This window comes from Enterobacter sp. A103, assembly GCF_034427535.1.
Classification (GTDB): Bacteria; Pseudomonadota; Gammaproteobacteria; order Enterobacterales; family Enterobacteriaceae; genus Enterobacter; species Enterobacter asburiae_B.
In genome coordinates this window covers 148,000-169,252 of record NZ_JAXQPQ010000003.1, presented here as the reverse complement: position 1 = coordinate 169,252, position 21,253 = coordinate 148,000, and the positions used below count along the sequence as shown (strand labels likewise).

The following is a 21,253-nucleotide window of genomic DNA, read 5'->3' as shown; positions in this document are numbered from 1 at the left end:
CTACACTCTTTTGTTAAAAGAAAGCAGTAACAACAGGCTAATCAATGATTCTGATAATTTATGCCCATCCTTATCCGCAGCACTCGCATGCGAATAAGCGGATGCTTGAGCAGGTAAGGACGCTTGATAACGTAGAGATACGTTCCCTCTATCAACTTTATCCCGATTTTAATATCGATATCGCCGCCGAACAGGAGGCGCTTTCCCGTGCCGATCTGATTATCTGGCAGCATCCAATGCAGTGGTACAGCACGCCCCCGCTCCTGAAACTGTGGATTGATAAAGTCTTCTCCCACGGCTGGGCGTATGGCCACAACGGCAATGCGCTAAAAGGAAAAAGCCTGATGTGGGCGGTTACCACCGGCGGTGGGGAAAGCCATTTTGATATCGGTTCCTTCCCGGGGTTTGACGTCCTGGCGCAGCCGCTGCAGGCGACCGCGCTCTATTGCGGTCTGAACTGGCTCCCGCCGTTTGCGATGCACTGCACGTTTGTTTGCGACGATGAAACGCTGCAGGCGCAGGCTCGTCATTATAAACAACGCTTACTTGAGTGGCAGGAGACGCACCATGGATAGCCATACGCTGATACAGGCGCTGATTTACCTCGGCGCGGCGGCGCTGATTGTGCCCGTGGCGGTACGCCTGGGGCTGGGTTCGGTGCTCGGCTACCTGATTGCAGGCTGCGTCATTGGGCCGTGGGGCTTTAGACTGGTCACGGATGCCGAGGCGATTCTCCATTTCGCTGAGATTGGCGTGGTGCTGATGCTGTTTGTGATTGGCCTGGAGCTCGACCCGCAGCGGCTGTGGAAGCTTCGCGCCTCGGTATTTGGCGGCGGGGCACTGCAGATGGTGGCCTGCGGCCTGCTGCTGGGTGGGTTCTGCATCCTGTTGGGTATGGACTGGAAAGTGGCAGAGCTCATCGGCATGACGCTGGCGCTCTCCTCGACGGCGATTGCCATGCAGGCGATGAACGAGCGAAATCTGACGGTCTCCCAGATGGGACGCAGCGCGTTCTCGGTGCTGCTGTTCCAGGACATTGCCGCTATCCCGCTGGTGGCGATGATCCCGCTGCTGGCGGCCAGCGGTTCCTCTACCACGCTGGGCGCTTTCGCGCTGTCGGCGCTGAAGGTGGCGGGCGCGCTGGCGCTGGTGGTGCTGCTTGGCCGCTACGTGACCCGCCCGCTGCTGCGGTTTGTCGCTCGTTCTGGCCTGCGCGAAGTGTTCAGCGCCGTGGCGCTGTTCCTGGTGTTTGGCTTCGGTCTGCTGCTGGAGGAGGCCGGGCTGTCGATGGCGATGGGGGCGTTCCTCGCAGGCGTGCTGCTGGCGAGCTCTGAATACCGTCACGCGCTGGAAAGCGATATCGAGCCGTTCAAAGGGTTGCTGCTGGGACTGTTTTTCATCGGCGTCGGGATGTCCGTCGACTTCGGTACGCTGGTGACGCATCCGCTGCGGATCGTCATCCTGCTCGTCGGCTTCCTGGTCATTAAAATGGTGATGCTGTGGCTGATTGCTCGCCCACTGAACGTGCCGGGCAGGCAGCGCCGCTGGTTCGCCGTGCTGCTGGGGCAGGGGAGTGAATTTGCGTTCGTGGTGTTTGGCGCCGCGCAGATGGCAAACGTGCTCGATCCCGAGTGGGCGAAGGCGCTGACGCTGGCGGTCGCCCTGTCGATGGCGGCGACGCCGGTGCTGCTGGTGGTGCTGACGCGTCTGGAAAAATCGGACAGCGGGCAGGAGCGCGAGGCCGACGAGATCGACGAGGAGCAGCCGCGCGTCATCATCGCCGGATTTGGCCGCTACGGGCAGATCGTGGGTCGTTTACTGCTGTCGAGCGGGGTGAAAATGGTCATCCTCGATCACGACCCCGACCATGTCGATACCCTGCGTAAATTTGATATGAAGGTGTTTTACGGGGATGCAACCCGCGTCGATCTGCTGGAATCCGCCGGGGCGGCAAAAGCCGAGGTGTTGATTAACGCCATTGACGATCCGGAAACCAGCATGCAGATGGTGGAGCTGGTAAAAGAGCATTTCCCGGCGCTGACTATTATCTCCCGCGCGCGCGATGTAGATCACTACATCCGGCTGCGGCAGGCGGGCGTAAACGCGCCCGAGCGTGAAACCTTCGAAGGTGCGCTGAAGTCTGGCCGCATGGCGCTGGAAAATCTTGGGCTTGGCGCGTATGAAGCACGCGAACGGGCAGACCTGTTCCGCCGCTTTAATACCGAGATGGTCGAAGAGATGGCGGCGATGGCTGGCAGTACCGCCACCGAGCGTGCGGCGGTGTTCAAACGCACCAGCGCGATGCTGACGGAAATCATTAACGAGGACCGTAACCACCTGTCGCTGATCCAGCGCCATGGCTGGCAGGGCACGGAAGAGGGCAAGCATACCGGCGATCCGGCTGACGAGCCCGAGAGTAAACCTTCCGCGTGAAGTGGAGTTGCCAGCAATATTAAAAAATTTCTTTATCTTTACCCTGCCGCCAGTCGACGAAAGATTAAGCTTTCCGTATAGTGGCGGCAATTTTTTGCATCCGGGAAATTTTCAATGATCAGTCTGATTGCAGCGCTGGCGGTGGACCGCGTTATCGGTATGGAAAATGCCATGCCGTGGAACCTGCCTGCCGATCTCGCATGGTTTAAACGTACTACGTTAAACAAGCCGGTAGTGATGGGCCGCCTGACCTGGGAGTCGATTGGTCGTCCATTGCCGGGCCGTAAGAATATCGTTATCAGCAGCCAGCCGGGCACTGACGATCGCGTCGAATGGGTAAAATCAGTAGACGAGGCGATTGCTGCATGCGGCAATGCCGAAGAGATCATGGTGATTGGCGGTGGGCGCGTGTACGAGCAGTTCCTGCCAAAAGCGCAGAAGCTGTATCTGACCCACATTGATGCAGAAGTGGAAGGGGATACTCATTTCCCGGACTACGATCCGGACGAGTGGGAATCGGTATTCAGCGAATTCCACGACGCGGATGCACAGAACTCCCACAGCTACTGCTTCGAGATTCTGGAACGTCGTTAAGTGATTTTCCCTCTCCCGGCCGGGAGAGGGAATTACGTATCAGGAGGCAACGGCCTCGCTTTCCCCCAGGTCCAGCTGTCGGTTGGACGGCTGCACAAAGTAAGCTTTATCTTCCCAGCGCAAGCAGGTTAACTCTCCGCCCCAGCAGCATCCGGTATCCAGACCGTAAATCCCTTCCGGTGTTCCTTTTCCTTCCAGTGCAGCCCAGTGGCCAAATACCACGCTGTACTCGCTTGTCACCGGTCCCGGAATGGCAAACCACGGTTTCAGCGGCGCGGGCGCGCTTTCCGGCGTCTCTTTGGAATACATATCCAGCTGTCCGTTCGGGAAGCAGAAGCGCATGCGGGTGAACGCGTTGGTGATAAAGCGCAGACGGGCCAGACCGCTGAGATCCTCGCTCCAGTGGTTCGGCATATCGCCGTACATGGCATCGAGGAAGAAAGGATACGAGTCGCTTGCCAGCACCGCCTCAACGTCACGCGCGCAGGTTTTCGCCGTCTCAAGATCCCATTGCGGGGTGATCCCGGCATGCGCCATGACCAGCTTTTTCTCTTCGTCGATCTGCAGCAGGGGCTGCCGGCGCAGCCAGTTAATCAGATCGTCCGCGTCCGGCGCATCCAGCAGTGGGGTGAGGCGATCTTTAGGCTTGTTGCGGCTGATCCCGGCGAAAACCGCCAGCAGATGCAGGTCGTGATTACCCAGCACCATGCGCACGCTATCGCCCAGCGATTTGACGAAACGTAATACTTCAAGGGAGCCGGGGCCACGCGCGACTAAATCGCCCGTCAGCCAGAGCGTGTCCTGTCCTGGCGTAAAGTCGACCTGTTTTAATAATGCGATCAGTTCATCGTAGCAACCGTGAACGTCGCCAATCAGATATGTAGACATTAGATTAATGAATGAGTGTGGTTACGGCGAGACGGAACACAGGAATGGCAACGCGGAAATCATTGCCATCGACGTCGACCATTTCATAATGGCCTTGCATGGTACCCATCGGCGTTTCAATCACCGCGCCGCTGGTGTACTGGTACTCTTCGCCAGGGGCGATGTGGGGCTGTTCACCAACCACTCCTTCGCCCTGAACTTCGATTTCGCGGCCATTGCCGTTAGTGATAAGCCAGTAGCGCCCGCGCAGCTGCACGGGCATCCGCCCCAGATTGCGAATGGTCACGGTGTAAGCGAAAACAAAACGTTCTTCGTCCGGTGAGGACTGTGATTCAACATAGACGCTTTGTACATGGACACATACGCGGGGCGAATCAATCATGGCTTAACTCTCCTTCGGCGGCGCATTATCGCTGATGTAATTAGCCAGCTTGCAGTACTGCTCTACGGAAATGTTCTCCGCACGCATTGCCGGGTCAATCCCCAGCTCGGCTAACACCTCAACGGTAAACGAATTGCTCAGGCTGTTACGGATCGTTTTACGGCGCTGGTTAAAGGCTTCTGTGGTAATGCGGCTCAGTACGCGCAGATCTTTAACCGGATACGGTTTCGTTTTGTGCGGCACAAGGCGCACAACCGCTGAATCCACTTTTGGTGGTGGTGTGAACGCTGACGGCGGTACTTCGAGTACCGGGATCACGTTGCAGTAATACTGTGCCATCACGCTTAAACGACCATACGCTTTACTGTTCGGGCCTGCAACCAGACGGTTAACAACCTCTTTTTGCAACATGAAGTGCATGTCGGCAATGGCATCAGTATAGCTAAAGAGGTGGAACATGAGCGGCGTGGAGATGTTGTACGGCAGGTTGCCGAAGACGCGCAGCGGCTGGCCCATTTTTTCTGACAGTTCGCCAAAGTTCATAGTCATGGCGTCCTGCTGATAAATGGTCAGCTTCGGCCCGAGGAACGGATGCGTTTGCAGGCGTGCGGCCAGATCGCGGTCCAGTTCGATGACGGTCAGCTCGTCGAGGCGTTCGCCTACCGGCTCGGTCAGCGCGGCAAGGCCCGGGCCGATTTCGACCATCGCCTGGCCTTTTTGCGGATTAATAGCCGAGACAATGCTTTCGATCACGAACTGATCGTTAAGGAAGTTTTGCCCGAAACGTTTACGGGCTAAGTGGCCCTGATGGACTCGATTAGTCATTGAGTATTAACAATCATTTTGATGGCGAGATTAAGCGCCGTAATAAAACTGCCGACATCCGCTTTCCCCTGGCCTGCCAGATCCAGCGCAGTACCGTGGTCAACGGACGTTCGAATAAAGGGTAAACCGAGGGTGATATTCACCCCGCGGCCAAAGCCCTGGTATTTTAGCACGGGCAGGCCCTGATCGTGGTACATCGCGAGCACGGCGTCGGCATTATCCAGGTATTTCGGCTGGAAAAGGGTATCTGCAGGCAGCGGCCCGCTGAGGTTCATCCCCTTCGCCCGCATTTCGTTGAGTACCGGAATGATGGTGTCGATCTCTTCGGTGCCCATGTGCCCGCCTTCACCGGCGTGCGGATTCAGGCCGCAGACCAGCACGTGCGGCTGCGGGATCCCAAACTTTGTCTGCAGATCGTGGTGCAAAATCCCGATGATCTCGCGCAGGAGCTCAGGGGTGATCGCATCAGGAATGGCTTTGATCGGCAGATGGGTAGTCACCAGCGCAACGCGCATTTCCTCCGTCGCCAGCATCATCACCACTTTCGGGCTGTGCGAGCGCTCTTCGAAGAACTCCGTATGCCCGGTAAAGGGTATACCCGCTTCGTTGATGACGCCTTTGTGGACGGGGCCGGTGATCAGGGCGGCAAATTCGCCCTTCAGGCAACCGTCGCAGGCGCGCGCCAGGGTTTCAACGACATAGTGGCCGTTTTCCGTGCTGAGCTGGCCCGGAATAACCGGCGTACGAAGGGGAACTGAAAGAAGGGTGAGGGTACCGGCTTGCTGAGGTGCAGGCTGTTGGCCTTCAACGTAAGGGATGAGCGTTAAAGGCAGACCGAGCAGCGTTGCCCGGTCTTGTAACAGTGTTGCATCGGCGCAGACAACCAGCTCTACCGGCCAGCTGCGCTGGGCGAGCTGGACAACGAGGTCAGGCCCAATCCCGGCGGGTTCGCCGGGCGTGATAACAACACGATGCTGTTTCATTAGTTGCTCAGAACTTTCACGTAAGCGCTGGCGCGTTGTTCCTGCATCCAGGTTGCGGCTTCTTCAGAGAACTTACGGTTAAACAGCATACGGTAGGCTCTGTCTTTCTGTGCCGCATCCGTTTTATCAACGTTACGGGTGTCCATCAGCTCGATCAGATGCCAGCCAAATGAAGAGTGGACCGGCGCGCTGATCTGGCCTTTGTTCAGCTTCATCAACGCGTCGCGGAAGGCAGGATCGTAAATATCCGCAGCCGCCCAGCCCAGATCGCCGCCCTGGTTAGCAGAGCCTGGATCCTGAGAGAACTCTTTTGCTGCCTTCGCAAATGAGGTTTTACCGCTCTTAATGTCAGCTGCGATCTGTTCCAGCTTCACACGCGCCTGATCGTCAGTCATGATCGGTGACGGTTTCAGAAGTATGTGGCGAGAGTGAACTTCGGTGACGGAGATATTTTGGCTCTGGCCGCGCAGATCGTTCACCTTCAGAATGTGGAAGCCCACGCCTGAACGGATAGGACCAACGATATCCCCTTTCTTCGCCGTGCTCAGCGCCTGGGCAAAGATAGATGGCAGCTCCTGAATACGTCCCCAGCCCATCTGGCCGCCTTTCAGCGCCTGTTGGTCAGCGGAGTAGGTGATTGCCAGCTTGCCAAAGTCGCCGCCGTTACGCGCCTGTTCAACAATCGAACGCGCCTGGCTTTCTGCTTCCGCAGCCTGATCTGACGTTGGGTTCTCTGGCAGTGGGATCAGAATGTGGCTCAGGTTCAGCTCTGTGCTCGCATCGTTCTGGTTACCCACCTGTTTTGCCAGCGCGTCCACTTCCTGAGGCAGGATTGTGACGCGGCGACGCACTTCGTTGTTACGCACTTCCGAAATCAGCATCTCTTTACGGATCTGGTTACGGTAGGTGGCGTAGCTGATGCCGTCATAGGCCAGACGGCTGCGCATCTGGTCTAAAGACATATTGTTCTGCTTCGCGATGTTAGCGATCGCCTGATCGAGCTGCTCGTCAGTGATCTTCACACCCATTTTCTGCCCCATCTGCAGAACGATCTGATCCATGATCAGACGCTCCAGGATCTGGTGGCGCAGCGTAGCGTCATCCGGAAGCTGTTGACCGGCTTCGCCCGAATTGAGCTTCACCGATTTCATCAGACCGTCAACGTCACTTTCAAGCACGACGCCGTTGTTAACCACAGCAGCGACTTTATCAACAACCTGGGGGGCGGCGAAGCTGGTATTCGCAACCATAGCGACACCGAGCAGCAGCGTTTTCCAGTTCTTCATACTTTTTCCATTTCAATTAACCGCAAAGCGGATTACGTTGCAAATCAAGCACATTACAAGGCGCTACTGTACGGCAGAATATTCGAGCGCAGCATTTTCTGCGTACCCAGACCGTAGTTGGAACTCAGGCCGCGTAACTCGAAGTTAAAGCCAATCACGTTATCGTATTTGCTCTGATTGTTTTCACTGTTCCAGCCGTTAAGCTTGCGTTCGTAGCCGACACGCAGCGCGTAACAGCAGGAGTTATATTGCAGACCCACCATCTGGTCAGCAGGTTTATTGGCGTTAGTGTCAAAGTAGTAAGCGCCTACGATTGACCAGCGGTCGGCAATTGGCCAGCTCGCTGCGCCACCCACCTGCGAAATACCGTCTTTATACTGCTCTGCAGTACCATAGTTTGGTAACGTCGCCTGAATATATTCCGGGCTGGCATAACGATAGGTCAACTGCAACATACGATCTTCATCCCGGCGGTACTCAATCGCCGCCGTACTGTTGGCGATATTGTCGAGACGGGTGTCATATTGCACGCCACCGCGAAGACCCCAACGATCGGTCATACGCCAGTAGGTATCACCAGCCCAAATCAGCGAACCTGTCTTGTTATCTTTCTCCCACTTAATATTGTCATCGCCCGTGCGAGACTCGGTGAAATAGTAGATTTGACCAACAGAAACGTTAAAACGTTCAACGGCAGCGTCATCATAAACGCGTGATGTGACCCCGGTCGTTAACTGGTTCGCTGAGGCGATGCGGTCAAGGCCACCGTAGGTACGGTCGCGGAACAGGCCGCTGTAATCAGATTGCAGTAAAGAGGAGTCATAGTTATTGATGTTGCTCTGATCGCGATAAGGCACGTACAGGTACTGCATACGTGGCTCCAGCGTCTGGGTATAGCCATCCGCCAGAAGTCCCATATTGCGTTCGAAGATCATCTTACCGTCCATTTTGAACTGTGGAAGCGTACGGTTTACGCTTTCCTCAAGATGAGCGTTGTTGCTGGTGTTGTAATCATCAATATTTTTTTGCTGATAGTGTGTCGCCATCAGCTTGGCTTCCGTGTTCAGGCTTGCCCAGTCATTCGACCATGGCAAGTTGATGACGGGCTCCAGGTGAACTCGGGTGGCTTCCGGCATATTGGAATTGGTGTTTACAAAATGCACCGCCTGACCATAAATACGGGTGTCGAACGGACCCACGTCATTCTGGTACCAGTTAACGTCCAGCTGCGGCTCGGCGCCATAGGTACTCGCCGTCTGGCTGGAGAACACCTGGAACTGCTTGTTGGTTACCGTCGCATCGAAGTTCTGCACCGCATAGCCAACGCTGAAGATCTGCGTGGCATAACCATCGGTACTCGAACCGTATTTTGACGAGAAATCGTTAAAGTAGTTCGGGTCACTGACCTTGGTGTAGTTAACGTTGAAACGCCAGACCTGATCCATCACCCCGGAATGCTGCCAGAAATACATCCAGCGGTGTTTATCGCCTTCGGTCGGATGCTCGTCCTGGAAGACTTTATCCGACGGCAGATAATCCAGCTCCATCAGACCCGCACCGGCGTGGGTCAGATATCGGAACTCGTTCTCCCACATGATGTTGCCGCGCTTGTGAATATAGTGCGGCGTGATCGTCGCATCCATGTTTGGCGCGATGTTCCAGTAATACGGCAGGTAGAACTCAAAGTAGTTCGACGTGCTGTATTTGGCATTCGGGATCAGGAAACCGGAGCGGCGTTTGTCACCGACGGGAAGCTGCAGATAAGGGCTGTAGAATATGGGAACAGGGCCCAGCTTAAAGCGGGCGTTCCAGATCTCTGCGACCTGTTCTTCGCGGTCATGGATAACCTCGCTCCCGACCACGCTCCAGGTATTGGAACCCGGCAGACATGACGTGAACGTGCCGTTTTCCAGGATCGTATAGCGGTTTTCACCGCGCTGTTTCATCAGGTCAGCGTCACCGCGCCCCTGGCGACCCACCATCTGGTAATCACCTTTCCAGACGTTAGTATCTTTAGTATTCAGGTTTGACCAGGCTTTCGGACCTTTCAGGATGACCTGATTGTCGTCATAGTGCACATTACCCAGCGCATCCACCGTTCGTACCGGCTCGGCCGCACCTTCCGGCTGTTTCTGGTGCAATTGCACTTCATCTGCCTGCAGGCGGCTATTTCCCTGGTTAATATCGACATTGCCCGTAAACGTGGCATTGTCAGGGTAAGTCCCTTTCGAACTGTCGGCAGTAATGGTTACCGGCAAGCTATTTGTATCGCCACTCACCAGTGGGCGATTATAACTTGGGACGCCAAGCATACACTGCGAGGCGAGATCGGCCGCCAGCCCCTGTTGACTGTACAGGGCGGAGCCAATCATTGTGGCCAGGAGGGTGGGGATACGTTTTTTCATACGTTGTATTTTATTGTTCCGTCATCAGTGGCTACGGCTTACAAACGCTCAGAGACTATCTTACTCATCTGCGCAGTACCAGCGTTAATCCTGCCCGTTTGCGTGCCAGAGTGTTAGGCTCGCTATCGAATGACGAGTATGATAAAGCAAATTATAGGCGATGTCCTTCAATTGACCGTGACTTGAACACAGTGATGATGACGTTGCGTCGGCCAGGAATATGACTATCCGGGGAGTATATGCAGTATTGGGGTAAAATAATCGGCGTTGCGTTCGCCATCATCATGGGTGCCGGGTTCTGGGGGATTGTGCTTGGGCTTATTATCGGCCATATGTTTGATAAGGCGCGCAGCCGCAAAATGGCCTGGTTTGCCAATCAGCGCGAGCGTCAGTCACTCTTTTTCTCCACCACCTTTGAGGTCATGGGGCACTTAACCAAATCCAAAGGGCGTGTCACAGAAGCCGATATTCAGATTGCCAGCGTCTTTATGGATCGCATGAATCTGCACGGCGACTCCCGTCTGGCAGCGCAAAATGCGTTTCGCATCGGTAAGTCGGATAATTATCCGCTTCGCGAAAAAATGCGTCAGTTCCGCAGCATCTGCTTTGGACGTTTTGATTTAATTCGGATGTTTCTGGAAATTCAAATCCAGGCGGCCTTCGCAGACGGCTCACTTCATCCTAATGAACGTGACGTGCTGTACGTCATTGCGGAAGAGCTGGGCATCTCCCGCATGCAGTTCGACCAGTTCCTGCGCATGATGCAGGGCGGGGCGCAGTTTGGCGGCGGCTATCACCAGCAGTCGTCCGGCGGTGCCTGGCAGCAGGCGCAGCGTGGTCCGACGCTGGAAGACGCCTGCAACGTGCTTGGCGTTAAGCCCTCTGACGATCAGACCACGATTAAACGTGCCTATCGTAAGCTCATGAGCGAACACCATCCGGACAAACTGGTCGCGAAAGGCTTACCGCCAGAAATGATGGAGATGGCGAAGCAAAAAGCGCAGGAAATCCAGAAGGCGTACGAGCTCATTAAAGAGAAGAAAGGTTTCAAATAAGAAAAAGCCCGACGATGTCGGGCTTTTTTTTAGAAGTCCACCGGGGCTTTAAACGTCATCGCGTTACCGAAGGCCGGATGGGTGATGGTGAGCGTCTGCGCGTGCAGCTGCAGACGTGGCGCTAAGGCCAGCGCTTCAGGCGGCGCGTAGAAGCGGTCGCCCAGAATCGGATGACCCAGGGCGAGCATATGCACGCGCAGCTGGTGCGAACGTCCGGTAATCGGCTTAAGCAGGACGCGCGCGGTATTATCCGGCGCGTACTCCAGCACTTCGTACTCGGTCTGCGCGGCCTTGCCGGTTTCGTAACACACCTTCTGCTTAGGCCGGTTTGGCCAGTCGCAGATCAGCGGTAAATCTACCAGCCCTTCCGCCTGCGCGGGGTGGCCCCAGACGCGGGCGACATACTGCTTTTTCGGCTCGCGCTCGCGGAACTGGCGCTTTAACTCGCGTTCCGCCGCTTTGTTCAGCGCCACCACAATCACGCCGCTGGTGGCCATATCCAGGCGATGGACAGACTCCGCCTGCGGATAATCGCGCTGAATGCGCGTCATCACGCTGTCTTTGTGCTCGTCCAGACGCCCCGGCACGGACAACAGGCCGCTGGGCTTGTTGACCACCATAATGTGTTCATCCTGATACAGAATGACCAGCCAGGGATCCTGAGGCGGATTGTAAGGCTCCATCACCATCTTGCGCTCCGTTTACTGATGCGTCACAACGATAAGACGCAGGGCATCCAGACGCCAGCCAGCCTGATTCAGGCTTTCCAGCACCTGCTGACGGTTGCTTTCAATCGCCGCCAGCTCGTCGTCGCGGATGTTCGGGTTGACCGCTTTTAACGCTTCCAGACGGGACAGCTCCGCAGACAGTTTCTCGTCGGCTTCACTGCGCGCGGCGTCAATCAGTGCTCTGGCCGCTTTTTCAATCTGGGTTTCGCCCAGTTGCAGAATAGCGTGCACATCCTGCTGTACCGCGTTCACCAGCTTGCTGCCCGTGTGGCGGTTTACCGCGCTCAGCTGTCGGTTGAAACTCTCGAATTCAACCTGTCCCGCCAGGTTCGTGCCGTTTTTGTCCAGCAGCAGGCGGACGGGCGTTGGCGGCAGGAAGCGGGTGAGCTGCAGCTGTTTCGGCGCCTGCGCTTCCACAACGTAGATCAGCTCCACCAGCAGGGTGCCCACCGGCAGCGCCTTGTTTTTCAACAGGGAGATGGTGCTGCTGCCGGTATCGCCGGAGAGGATCAGGTCCAGACCGTTGCGGATCAGCGGGTGTTCCCAGGTGATAAACTGGGCATCTTCGCGGGACAGCGCCACGTCACGCTCGAAGGTGATGGTACAGCCATCTTCCGGCAGGCCCGGGAAATCCGGAACCAGCATGTGATCGGACGGGGTCAGGACAATCAGGTTCTCGCCGCGGTCGTCCTGGTTGATGCCGACGATGTCGAACAGGTTCATGGAGAAGCTGATCAGGCTGGTGTCATCATCCTGTTCTTCAATACTCTCAGCCAGCGCCTGCGCTTTTTCACCGCCGTTGGAGTGGATCTCCAGCAGGCGGTCGCGGCCCTGCTCCAGCTGCGCTTTCAGCGCGTCGTGCTTCTCACGGCAGGACTTGATCAGCTCATCAAACCCTTCCGCGTTTTCCGGCGCGGCCAGGTAGCCGATCAGATCGCCATGCACTTGATCATAAATGGTGCGGCCCGTTGGGCAGGTATGTTCAAACGCGTCCAGACCTTCGTGGAACCAGCGTACCAGCACGGACTGCGCGGTTTTTTCCAGATACGGCACGTGGATCTGAATATCATGCGCCTGACCGATACGATCCAGACGGCCGATACGCTGCTCCAGCAGATCCGGGTTAAACGGCAGATCGAACATCACCAGGTTGCTGGCAAACTGGAAGTTACGGCCTTCAGAGCCGATTTCCGAGCACAGCAGAACCTGTGCGCCGCTGTCCTCTTCCCCGAACCACGCCGCGGCGCGGTCGCGCTCGACGATGGACATGCCTTCGTGGAACACGGCGGCGCGAATGCCTTCACGCTCGCGCAGAACCTGCTCCAGCTGCAGCGCGGTGGCCGCTTTGGCGCAGATCACCAGCACCTTCTGAGAGCGGTGCGCGGTCAGGTAGCCCATCAGCCACTCCACGCGCGGATCGAAGTTCCACCAGGTGCCGGTATCACCTTCAAATTCCTGGTAGATTTGTTCCGGATAAAGCATGTCGCGGGCGCGCTCTTCCTGGGTTTTGCGCGCACCCATAATGCCGGAGACTTTAATCGCCGTCTGATACTGCGTCGGCAGCGGCAGCTTAATCGTATGCAGCTCGCGTTTCGGGAAGCCTTTGACGCCGTTACGGGTGTTACGGAACAGCACGCGGCTGGTACCGTGGCGGTCCATCAGCATGTCGATCAGCTCTTTACGCGCGGATTCCGCGTTGCCGCTGTCGCTGTTCGCAGCCTGCAAAAGCGGCTCGATGTCCTGCTCGCCAATCAGATCGCTCAGGGTGTTGAGTTCGTCATCAGAAAGACGTTTGCCCGCCAGCAGCATGGCGACGGCATCGGCGACCGGGCGGTAGTTATTCTGTTCTTCCACGAACTGCGCAAAGTCGTGGAAACGGTTTGGATCGAGCAGGCGCAGACGGGCGAAGTGGCTTTCCAGACCCAGCTGCTCCGGCGTTGCGGTCAGCAGCAGGACGCCAGGCACGCGCTCGGCAAGCTGCTCAATAGCCATGTATTCGCGGCTCGGCGCGTCTTCGCTCCAGACCAGATGGTGCGCTTCGTCAACAACCATAATGTCCCACTCGGCATCGCACAGGTGCTCAAGACGCTGCTTGCTGCGGCGCACGAAGTCGAGGGAGCAAATGACCAGCTGTTCGGTTTCAAACGGGTTGTCGGCATCGTGCTGCGCTTCGGCATAGCGTTCATCGTCGAACAGGGAGAAACGCAGGTTAAAGCGGCGCAGCATCTCAACCAGCCACTGGTGCTGCAGGGTTTCTGGCACCACGATCAGCACGCGTTCGGCAGCGCCGGAAAGCAGCTGTTGATGCAGGATCATGCCCGCTTCGATGGTTTTACCCAGGCCCACTTCATCTGCCAGCAGCACGCGCGGCGCGTGACGACGGCCCACGTCGTGGGCGATGTTCAGCTGGTGGGGGATCAGGCTGGTGCGCTGGCCGCGCAGGCCGCTCCACGGCATGCGGTACTGTTCACTCTGGAACTTACGCGCGCGATAGCGCAGGGAGAAGCGATCCATACGGTCGATTTGCCCGGCAAACAGGCGGTCCTGCGGCTTGCTGAATACCAGTTTGCTGTCGAGCAGCACTTCGCGCAGGATGACATTGGCTTCATCCGTATCAAGACGAGTACCAATGTAGGCGAGCAGTCCATTCTCTTCTTTTACGTCTTCAATCTTGAGCTGCCAGCCGTCATGGCTGGTCACGGTGTCGCCCGGATTGAACATCACGCGGGTAACAGGGGAGTCATTGCGAGCGTACAGACGGTTTTCACCGGTGGCAGGGAAGAGGAGGGTAACCATACGCGTATCGATTGCTACGACGGTTCCTAGTCCAAGTTCGCTTTCTGTATCGCTGATCCAGCGTTGACCAAGTGTAAAAGGCATAGTTGTTCGGCTCTAATCTTTAATTGCAGGCAATAGTTCGACTACCGTCAAAAAAGACGGTCAACGAAAAATGGGTCCAGGAATGGAAAGGGCGCTATGGTACTGGATGGCAGCCATTTCGTCACGCGTCAAAATAGGCCAAGTTGCCCTGTAACCAGTGTAGCAAAATCATCGTCGATGAAGGGCAAAATTCCGTCGGCAACCGGCTGAAGCTGGCGCGTCAGATAGTGTTCGTAATCCAGAGGAGAGTGCTGATAATCCACGGGTTCCGGGCCGCTAATGGTCCAGACGTATTTGATGGTTCCCCGGTTTTGATACTGCGGCGCGCGGCCACGGCGGACGTTTTCTTCATCCGCCAGACGCGCGGCGCGTACGTGCGGAGGAACGTTACGCTGGTACTCCGCCAGCGGGCGGCGCAGGCGCTTGCGATACACCAACTGCGCGTCAAGTTCGCCCGCCATCAGGCTGGCTATCGTCTCGCGCACGTAGTCCTGATACGGCTCATTGCGAAACACCCGCAGATAGAGCGTCTGCTGGAACTGCTGCGCCAGCGGCGTCCAGTCGGTACGTACCGTCTCCAGCCCTTTAAAAACCATCCGCTGCGCGTCGCCTTCCTGAATCAGCCCGGCGTAGCGCTTCTTGCTGCCCTGATCGGTGCCGCGAATGGTGGGCATTAAAAAGCGGGCGAAATGGGTTTCAAATTCCAGCTCCAGCGCGCTGGTTAACCGCTCTTTCTGCAAATGTTCCTGCCACCAGTCGTTCACGAAGGCGACCAGCGCGTTGCCGATTTGCGCGGCGTCGTCTTCTGAATGCGCGCCCTTAAGCCACACAAAGGTGGAGTCCGTGTCGCCGTAGATGACGTCATAGCCCCGGGACTCAATCAGCGCTTTGGTCTGGCGCATGATCTCGTGCCCGCGCATGGTGATCGAGGAGGCCAGACGCGGATCAAAGAAGCGGCAGGCGCTGGTGCCCAGCACGCCGTAAAAGGCGTTCATAATGATTTTCAGCGCCTGTGATAGCGGCTTGTTGCCGTGGCGCTTGGCCTCATCGCGGCCGTGCCAGATTTTTCCCACGATTTCAGGCAGACAGTGTTTTTCCCGCGAGAAGCGTGCGCCGAGGAAACCTTCGGTGCTGTGCTCATCATCCGGCTGGGCCATGCCCTCAACCAGCCCGACGGGATCGATCAGGAAGGTACGGATAATCGACGGGTAGAGGCTTTTGTAGTCCAGCACCAGAACGGAGTCATACAATCCTGGCCGGGAGTCCATCACGTATCCGCCGGGGCTTGCCTGCGGCGGCACGTCCCCGAGGTTGGGGGCGACGTATCCCGCCCGGTGCATCCGCGGAAAATAAAGGTGGCTAAAGGCGGCAACCGAGCCGCCGTGCCTGTCGACCGCCAGGCCGTTTACCGTCGCGCGCTCCAGCAGGAACGGCATAATCTCGGTTTTGTGAAAAATCTGCGTGACCAGCTCGCAGTCTTTCAGGTTGTAGGTGGCAAGCGCCGGTTTATCTTCATTAAAGCGCCGGTCGATCTCGTCCATTCTGTCCCAGGGGTTGTCGATGGATTTGCCTTCGCCAAGCAGCTCCTGTGCGACCGCTTCGAGGGAGAATGAAGAGAAGTTCCAGAAGGCGGACTTAAGCGCCTCGATGCCGTCGATAATCAGGCGACCGTTGGCCTGCGCGAAGAAAACACCGTTCTTAAAACCGTGTTCGCGCCATTCCAGCTCGCTGTTTCCGCGCCCCAGCATCAGCGGGATGCGGTAGCGCTCGGCGTGCTTTTGCAGGACGCGCAGGTCGAACTGCACCACGTTCCAGCCGATCAGGACGTCGGGGTCGTTGTCGGCAAACCACTGGTTAAGCTTCTCCAGCAGCTGCGGGCGGCTGTTGGCGTACTCAAGCCGGAAATCCAGCGCGGATGCATCGCCATTCGGCGGCCCGAGCATATAGACAACCCGATCGCCGCAGCCTTCCAGACCGATGCAGTACAGTTCGCCGTGACGGGTGGTTTCGATATCCAGGGAGACCCACTTCAGCGGCGGGCGGTAGTGCGGATTCGGCTTCAGGCGCGCGTTAACGAGGCTGCCGCTCTGCGCGGTGCCGTCGACCCAGACGGGGGCGGTGATGAACCGCTCCATCAGAAAGCGTTCCGGTGGGCGGATATCGGCCTCGTAGAGCGTCACGCCCGCCTCGCGGAGCAGCTTTTCATAGCGCATCAGCTGGCGATGTGCGCGACAGTAGAGGCCGTAAACCGGCTGACGGTGGAAATCCTTTAGCTCAAGCGGGGTGATGCGCCAGCCGTTTTCGCCGCGCAGCAGCTGCTTCACCTTTTCGACGTGGGCTTCAGGAATAAAGGCCACGGATTCCTGCGGGGGCAGCGTAACGTGCAGCGGACCGCTGTCGGTTGCCAGCCAGAACGCGACCTCGGTGCCCTGAGGGGTATCCCGCCAGTGTCGGGTCAGTAAAAAGCCTTCTTGCGCCTGCGCCACGCCGTTATCCCAGAAAACAAAACCAGGCCTGATTATAGCCTGGTTAAGATTTTAATGCTGGGTTTATATACAGTTTACTGCCCGTAATAGGCCTTCGCACCGTGCTTGCGCAGGTAATGCTTATCCAGCAGGGTTTGCTGCATATCCGGCAGCTGCGGCGCCAGCTGGCGACAGAAGATCCCCATATAGGCGACCTCTTCGAGCACGATGGCGTTATGCACCGCGTCTTCTGCGTTTTTACCCCAGGCAAACGGGCCGTGGGAGTGCACCAGCACGCCGGGCATTTGCGCGGCGTCGATCCCCTGTTTCTCAAAGGTTTCGACAATCACGTTCCCCGTTTCCCACTCGTACTCACCGTTAATCTCGGCGTCGGTCATCAGACGCGTGCAGGGAATGGTGCCGTAAAAGTAGTCCGCGTGCGTGGTGCCGGTCGCCGGGATGGACTGGCCCGCCTGCGCCCAGATGGTGGCGTGGCGCGAATGGGTATGCACGATGCCGCCGATGGTCGGGAATGACCGATACAGCAGGCGGTGAGTCGGCGTATCGGAGGACGGTTTTTTCTTACCTTCGACCACTTCGCCGGTCTCGAGGCTGACAACGACCATATCGTCTGCGGTCATCACCGTGTAATCCACGCCGGAAGGCTTAATCACGAACACGCCTTTTTCGCGGTCAACGGCGCTGACGTTGCCCCATGTCAGGGTGACCAGATTATGTTTCGGCAGCGCCAGGTTGGCTTCGAGCACCTGACGTTTGAGATCGTCTAACATCGTTATCTCCCTGCCCGGTGAGCGTAGCGTCACCGGGCATTCCATACTTAGCGTTTTGATCCGTAATAGACTTCGTTCCAGCGCAGCGCGTCTTTGAACGCAGGCAGGCGGGTATCGTTATCGATGACGGTCAGCTCGATGTCGTGCAGCTCGGCGAACTGACGCATGTCGTTCAGATCAAGGGCGTGGCTGAACACCGTGTGGTGCGCGCCGCCGGCCAGGATCCAGGCTTCTGAGGCGGTTGGCAGGTCAGGCTGTGCTTTCCACAGGGCGTTGGCCACCGGCAGTTTCGGCAGGGAGTGCGGCGTTTCAACCGCATCGACGCAGTTCACCAGCAGGCGGAAGCGATCGCCCAGGTCGATCAGGCTGGCGTTGATGGCCGGGCCCGTACGGGTGTTGAAGATCAGACGCGCCGGATCGGCTTTGCCGCCGATGCCGAGGTACTGCACGTCGAGGATCGGTTTCTCTTCCACGGCGATCGTCGGGCACACTTCCAGCATGTGCGAGCCGAGTACCAGGTCATTGCCGTTTTCGAAGTGATAGGTGTAGTCCTCCATAAAGGAGGTGCCGCCCTGCAGACCGGTCGACATCACCTTCATGATGCGAAGCAGAGCGGCAGTTTTCCAGTCGCCTTCGCCCGCAAAGCCGTAGCCCTGCTGCATCAGACGTTGTACCGCCAGACCCGGCAGCTGTTTCAGGCCGTGGAGGTCTTCAAAGGTAGTGGTAAAGGCGTGAAAGCCGCCCTGTTCCAGGAAGCGCTTCATGCCCAGCTCGATGCGCGCCGCGTCCAGCACGTTCTGACGCTTGTCGCCGTTGATTTGTGCCGCAGGCGTCAGGCGGTAGCTGCTTTCGTACTCGTCCACCAGCGCGCTCACGTCGCCGTCGCTGATTTCATTTACTACCTGCACCAGGTCGCCCACGGCCCAGGTATTCACGGAGAAGCCGAACTTGATCTGCGCGGCCACTTTGTCGCCGTCCGTGACCGCCACTTCACGCATGTTGTCGCCGAAACGCACCACTTTCAGATGGCGGGTATCCTGTTTGGATACTGCCTGGCGCATCCAGGAGCCGATACGCTGTTGCGCTTTGCCATCCTGCCAGTGGCCGGTGACCACCGCGTGCTGCTGGCGCATACGCGCGCCGATGAAGCCGAACTCGCGGCCGCCGTGCGCGGTCTGGTTCAGGTTCATAAAGTCCATGTCGATGCTGTCCCACGGCAGGGAGGCGTTGAACTGGGTATGGAACTGCAGCAGCGGTTTGTTGAGGATAGACAGGCCGTTGATCCACATTTTGGCGGGTGAGAAGGTGTGCAGCCACACCACCAGACCGGCGCATTTATCGTCGTAGTTGGCGTCGCGGCAGATGTGGGTAATTTCGTCAGGCGTCGTGCCCAGCGGTTTCAGCACCAGTTTGCACGGCAGTTTAGCTTCCGCGTTCAGCGCGTTAACGACGTGCTCCGCGTGTTTCGTCACCTGCTGCAGCGCTTCCGGTCCGTACAGATGCTGGCTGCCAATCACAAACCACACTTCATAGTTATTAAAAATGGTCATCATCGTGTCCTTAATGGGTCAGGGTTGCCGTAGTGTCCGCGGTGCTTTTGGCCGGGGCGGCGACAGGGAGATAGTGAAGTTCGGCGCTTTTTGCCCATTGCTGGTAGCGCTGATAAAGCTGTTCAAAGCGTTGCGCCTGCTGGGCACGCGGCTGAAGCGTGTTTTCGACGGCGCTCGCCATATGCTTCTGCGCGGTCGGAATGTCGGCGTGAACGCCTGCGGCCACGGCAGCGAAAATCGCCGCGCCCAGCGCGCAGCACTGATCGGAGGCCACAATCTGCAGCGGACGGTTCAGCACGTCGCAGCAGGCCTGCATGATCACCGGGTTTTTACGGGCGATGCCGCCCAGCGCCATCACGTTGTTCACGTCGATACCCTGCCCGGTGAAGCACTCCATAATGGCGCGGGCACCGAAGGCCGTTGCGGCAATCAGACCGCCGAACAGCGCAGGCGCGTCGGTCGCCAGGTTGAGATCCGCGATCACCCCTTTCAGGCGCTGGTTGGCAAACGGCGTGCGGCGGCCGTTAAACCAGTCCAGCACCACCGGCAGGTGATCGAGAGACGGATTTTTTGCCCAGGCTTCGGTGAGCTGAGGCAGAAGCTGCTTTTTGCTGTCGGCTATCTGGGTTTTCAGTTCAGGATGCGCCGCCGCCAGCTGGTCCAGCGGCCAGCCGAGCACGCGACCAAACCAGGCGTAGATATCGCCAAACGCGGACTGACCGGCTTCAAGACCGATGAAGTCCGGCACCACGCTGCCGTCAACCTGGCCGCAGATGCCTTTCACCGCCCGGTCGCCGACGGTGGCTTTATCTGCCGTCAGGATGTCGCAGGTGGAGGTCCCGATGACTTTGACCAGCGTGTTTGGCTGTGCGCCCGCGCCCACGGCGCCCATATGGCAGTCAAAGGCGCCGCCGGAGATGGCCACGTTCTGCGGCAGGCCGAGGCGCGTCGCCCACTCTTCGCAGAGGGTGCCGACGGGAATATCGGCGGTAAAGGTGTCGGTAAAGAGCGGGTACGTCAGGCTCTTGTTGAGGATCGGGTCGAGCTCATCGAAGAACGCGGCCGGAGGCAGGCCGCCCCAGCTTTCGTGCCACAGGGATTTATGCCCGGCGCTGCAGCGGCCGCGGCGGATATCCTGCGGGCGGGTGGTGCCGGAGAGCAGGGCAGGCACCCAGTCGCACAGCTCAACCCATGACGCCGCAGCCTGCGCAACGGCTGCGTCGGCACGGGTGACGTGAAGGATCTTGGCCCAGAACCATTCGCTGGAATAAATCCCGCCGATGTAGCGCGAGTAGTCTGTTTTGCCCGGCTGGTGGCACAGGCGCGTAATGGCTTCAGCCTCTTCTACGGCGGTGTGGTCTTTCCACAGCACGAACATGGCGTTCGGGTTGTCGGCAAACTCCGGGCGCAGCGCCAGCACGCGGCCTTCGGCATCCACCGGGGCAGGCGTGGAGCCGGTGCTGTCGACGCCAATTCCGACAATCTCAGCCCGCTGGGCGTCAGTCAGTTCGGCAAGGACGGTTTTGATCGCCGCTTCCATCGATTCGATATAGTCACGCGGGTGGTGACGGAACTGGTTGTTCGGCGCATCACAGTAGCGCCCCTCTTGCCAGCGCGGGTACCACTCAACGCTGGTTGCTATCTCCTGGCCGGACGTACAGTCCACTGCCAGCGCGCGAACCGAATCGCTGCCAAAATCGAGGCCAATCGCAATTGCCATGGTGTTGCTCCATCGAAAAAACAGGTATGGAAGAACATTAGAGACTGGGGAAAAAAGTCGTCAGGCAGGATCCGCTAATCTTATGGACTAAATTGCTGTTACAACGGAAAGTGTGACGCCGTGCAAATATTCAATGTGGACATTTCTGCCGCACTTATAGACACTTTTGTTACTGGTTATCTGCCTGCTATGGCGGAGAAATCAGGGGGAAAGGCTGAAACATGGCGGACGTAAAAGCAGCGTGATGCTTTTTGGATCTTTTCGCGGG

16 protein-coding genes are annotated in these 21,253 nt (G+C 57.7%); 4 read left to right on the top strand and 12 right to left on the bottom strand.

What is annotated here, in order from left to right; genetic code table 11:
* The first annotated feature begins 44 nt into the window (after positions 1–44).
* From kefF to folA, 3 genes are all read left to right on the top strand, one after another.
* Complete coding sequence (gene kefF / locus SPH27_RS11165; protein ID WP_023310358.1) at positions 45–575, top strand: glutathione-regulated potassium-efflux system oxidoreductase KefF; 531 nt, start codon at positions 45–47, stop codon at positions 573–575.
* Positions 568–2,433: a glutathione-regulated potassium-efflux system protein KefC gene (gene kefC, locus SPH27_RS11160; RefSeq protein WP_182071483.1), complete on the top strand. Its 1,866-nt coding sequence runs from the start codon at positions 568–570 to the stop codon at positions 2,431–2,433. Before kefF ends, kefC begins: the two co-directional genes overlap by 8 nt.
* 114 nt (positions 2,434–2,547) lie before the next feature.
* Entirely contained in the window at positions 2,548–3,027 is a 480-nt protein-coding gene (gene folA, locus SPH27_RS11155) for a type 3 dihydrofolate reductase (RefSeq protein ID WP_008502023.1), read from the top strand.
* A 39-nt stretch (positions 3,028–3,066) separates the two neighbouring features.
* Here folA and apaH read toward each other — a convergent pair whose 3' ends face one another.
* From apaH to lptD, 6 genes are read right to left on the bottom strand one after another with little or no spacing between them, the layout of a single operon-like run.
* Positions 3,067–3,915: a bis(5'-nucleosyl)-tetraphosphatase (symmetrical) ApaH gene (apaH, locus tag SPH27_RS11150; RefSeq protein ID WP_023310360.1), complete on the bottom strand. Its 849-nt coding sequence runs from the start codon at positions 3,913–3,915 to the stop codon at positions 3,067–3,069.
* 4 nt (positions 3,916–3,919) lie between these two features.
* Entirely contained in the window at positions 3,920–4,297 is a 378-nt protein-coding gene (apaG, locus tag SPH27_RS11145; protein ID WP_023310361.1) for a Co2+/Mg2+ efflux protein ApaG, read from the bottom strand.
* Positions 4,298–4,300: 3 nt separating this feature from the next.
* The gene (gene rsmA / locus SPH27_RS11140; protein ID WP_023310362.1) at positions 4,301–5,122 is read right to left on the bottom strand and encodes a 16S rRNA (adenine(1518)-N(6)/adenine(1519)-N(6))-dimethyltransferase RsmA; all 822 of its coding nucleotides are present in this window, start codon (positions 5,120–5,122) and stop codon (positions 4,301–4,303) included.
* Positions 5,119–6,105, bottom strand: coding sequence for a 4-hydroxythreonine-4-phosphate dehydrogenase PdxA (gene pdxA, locus SPH27_RS11135; protein WP_029740873.1), 987 nt, complete (start codon positions 6,103–6,105; stop codon positions 5,119–5,121). Before pdxA ends, rsmA begins: the two co-directional genes overlap by 4 nt.
* Positions 6,105–7,391: a peptidylprolyl isomerase SurA gene (gene surA, locus SPH27_RS11130; protein ID WP_182071482.1), complete on the bottom strand. Its 1,287-nt coding sequence runs from the start codon at positions 7,389–7,391 to the stop codon at positions 6,105–6,107. Before surA ends, pdxA begins: the two co-directional genes overlap by 1 nt.
* Positions 7,392–7,444: 53 nt before the next feature.
* Positions 7,445–9,796, bottom strand: coding sequence for an LPS assembly protein LptD (lptD, locus tag SPH27_RS11125; RefSeq protein WP_182071481.1), 2,352 nt, complete (start codon positions 9,794–9,796; stop codon positions 7,445–7,447).
* Positions 9,797–10,035: 239 nt separating this feature from the next.
* Here lptD and djlA point away from each other — a divergent pair, with 239 nt between their 5' ends.
* Positions 10,036–10,851, top strand: a complete 816-nt coding sequence (gene djlA, locus SPH27_RS11120) for a co-chaperone DjlA (RefSeq protein WP_023310366.1) — start codon at positions 10,036–10,038, stop codon at positions 10,849–10,851.
* Positions 10,852–10,880: 29 nt separating this feature from the next.
* Here the strand turns inward: djlA and rluA are convergent, their stop codons facing one another.
* From rluA to araB, 6 genes are all read right to left on the bottom strand, one after another.
* Positions 10,881–11,540, bottom strand: coding sequence for a bifunctional tRNA pseudouridine(32) synthase/23S rRNA pseudouridine(746) synthase RluA (rluA, locus tag SPH27_RS11115; RefSeq protein WP_008502014.1), 660 nt, complete (start codon positions 11,538–11,540; stop codon positions 10,881–10,883).
* A 12-nt stretch (positions 11,541–11,552) separates the two neighbouring features.
* Complete coding sequence (gene rapA / locus SPH27_RS11110; protein ID WP_182071480.1) at positions 11,553–14,459, bottom strand: RNA polymerase-associated protein RapA; 2,907 nt, start codon at positions 14,457–14,459, stop codon at positions 11,553–11,555.
* Between the two features lie 128 nt (positions 14,460–14,587).
* Complete coding sequence (gene polB, locus SPH27_RS11105; RefSeq protein ID WP_182071479.1) at positions 14,588–16,945, bottom strand: DNA polymerase II; 2,358 nt, start codon at positions 16,943–16,945, stop codon at positions 14,588–14,590.
* A gap of 74 nt (positions 16,946–17,019) precedes the next feature.
* Positions 17,020–17,715, bottom strand: a complete 696-nt coding sequence (gene araD / locus SPH27_RS11100; protein WP_039260840.1) for an L-ribulose-5-phosphate 4-epimerase — start codon at positions 17,713–17,715, stop codon at positions 17,020–17,022.
* A gap of 47 nt (positions 17,716–17,762) precedes the next feature.
* A complete protein-coding gene (gene araA, locus SPH27_RS11095) occupies positions 17,763–19,265 on the bottom strand; it encodes an L-arabinose isomerase (RefSeq protein ID WP_023310371.1) in 1,503 nt (500 codons plus the stop codon).
* A gap of 10 nt (positions 19,266–19,275) precedes the next feature.
* Positions 19,276–20,985, bottom strand: a complete 1,710-nt coding sequence (gene araB / locus SPH27_RS11090) for a ribulokinase (RefSeq protein WP_182071478.1) — start codon at positions 20,983–20,985, stop codon at positions 19,276–19,278.
* Positions 20,986–21,253: the final 268 nt, after the last annotated feature.

What these genes read in the sequence shown, in the direction of transcription:
- kefF (WP_023310358.1), top strand. Translation starts at nt 45, where the DNA reads ATGATTCTGATAATTTATGCCCATCCTTATCCGCAGCACTCGCATGCG.
- kefC (WP_182071483.1), top strand. Translation starts at nt 568, where the DNA reads ATGGATAGCCATACGCTGATACAGGCGCTGATTTACCTCGGCGCGGCG.
- folA (WP_008502023.1), top strand. Translation starts at nt 2,548, where the DNA reads ATGATCAGTCTGATTGCAGCGCTGGCGGTGGACCGCGTTATCGGTATG.
- apaH (WP_023310360.1), bottom strand. Translation starts at nt 3,915, where the DNA reads ATGTCTACATATCTGATTGGCGACGTTCACGGTTGCTACGATGAACTG.
- apaG (WP_023310361.1), bottom strand. Translation starts at nt 4,297, where the DNA reads ATGATTGATTCGCCCCGCGTATGTGTCCATGTACAAAGCGTCTATGTT.
- rsmA (WP_023310362.1), bottom strand. Translation starts at nt 5,122, where the DNA reads ATGACTAATCGAGTCCATCAGGGCCACTTAGCCCGTAAACGTTTCGGG.
- pdxA (WP_029740873.1), bottom strand. Translation starts at nt 6,105, where the DNA reads ATGAAACAGCATCGTGTTGTTATCACGCCCGGCGAACCCGCCGGGATT.
- surA (WP_182071482.1), bottom strand. Translation starts at nt 7,391, where the DNA reads ATGAAGAACTGGAAAACGCTGCTGCTCGGTGTCGCTATGGTTGCGAAT.
- lptD (WP_182071481.1), bottom strand. Translation starts at nt 9,796, where the DNA reads ATGAAAAAACGTATCCCCACCCTCCTGGCCACAATGATTGGCTCCGCC.
- djlA (WP_023310366.1), top strand. Translation starts at nt 10,036, where the DNA reads ATGCAGTATTGGGGTAAAATAATCGGCGTTGCGTTCGCCATCATCATG.
- rluA (WP_008502014.1), bottom strand. Translation starts at nt 11,540, where the DNA reads ATGGTGATGGAGCCTTACAATCCGCCTCAGGATCCCTGGCTGGTCATT.
- rapA (WP_182071480.1), bottom strand. Translation starts at nt 14,459, where the DNA reads ATGCCTTTTACACTTGGTCAACGCTGGATCAGCGATACAGAAAGCGAA.
- araD (WP_039260840.1), bottom strand. Translation starts at nt 17,715, where the DNA reads ATGTTAGACGATCTCAAACGTCAGGTGCTCGAAGCCAACCTGGCGCTG.
- araA (WP_023310371.1), bottom strand. Translation starts at nt 19,265, where the DNA reads ATGACCATTTTTAATAACTATGAAGTGTGGTTTGTGATTGGCAGCCAG.
- araB (WP_182071478.1), bottom strand. Translation starts at nt 20,985, where the DNA reads ATGGCAATTGCGATTGGCCTCGATTTTGGCAGCGATTCGGTTCGCGCG.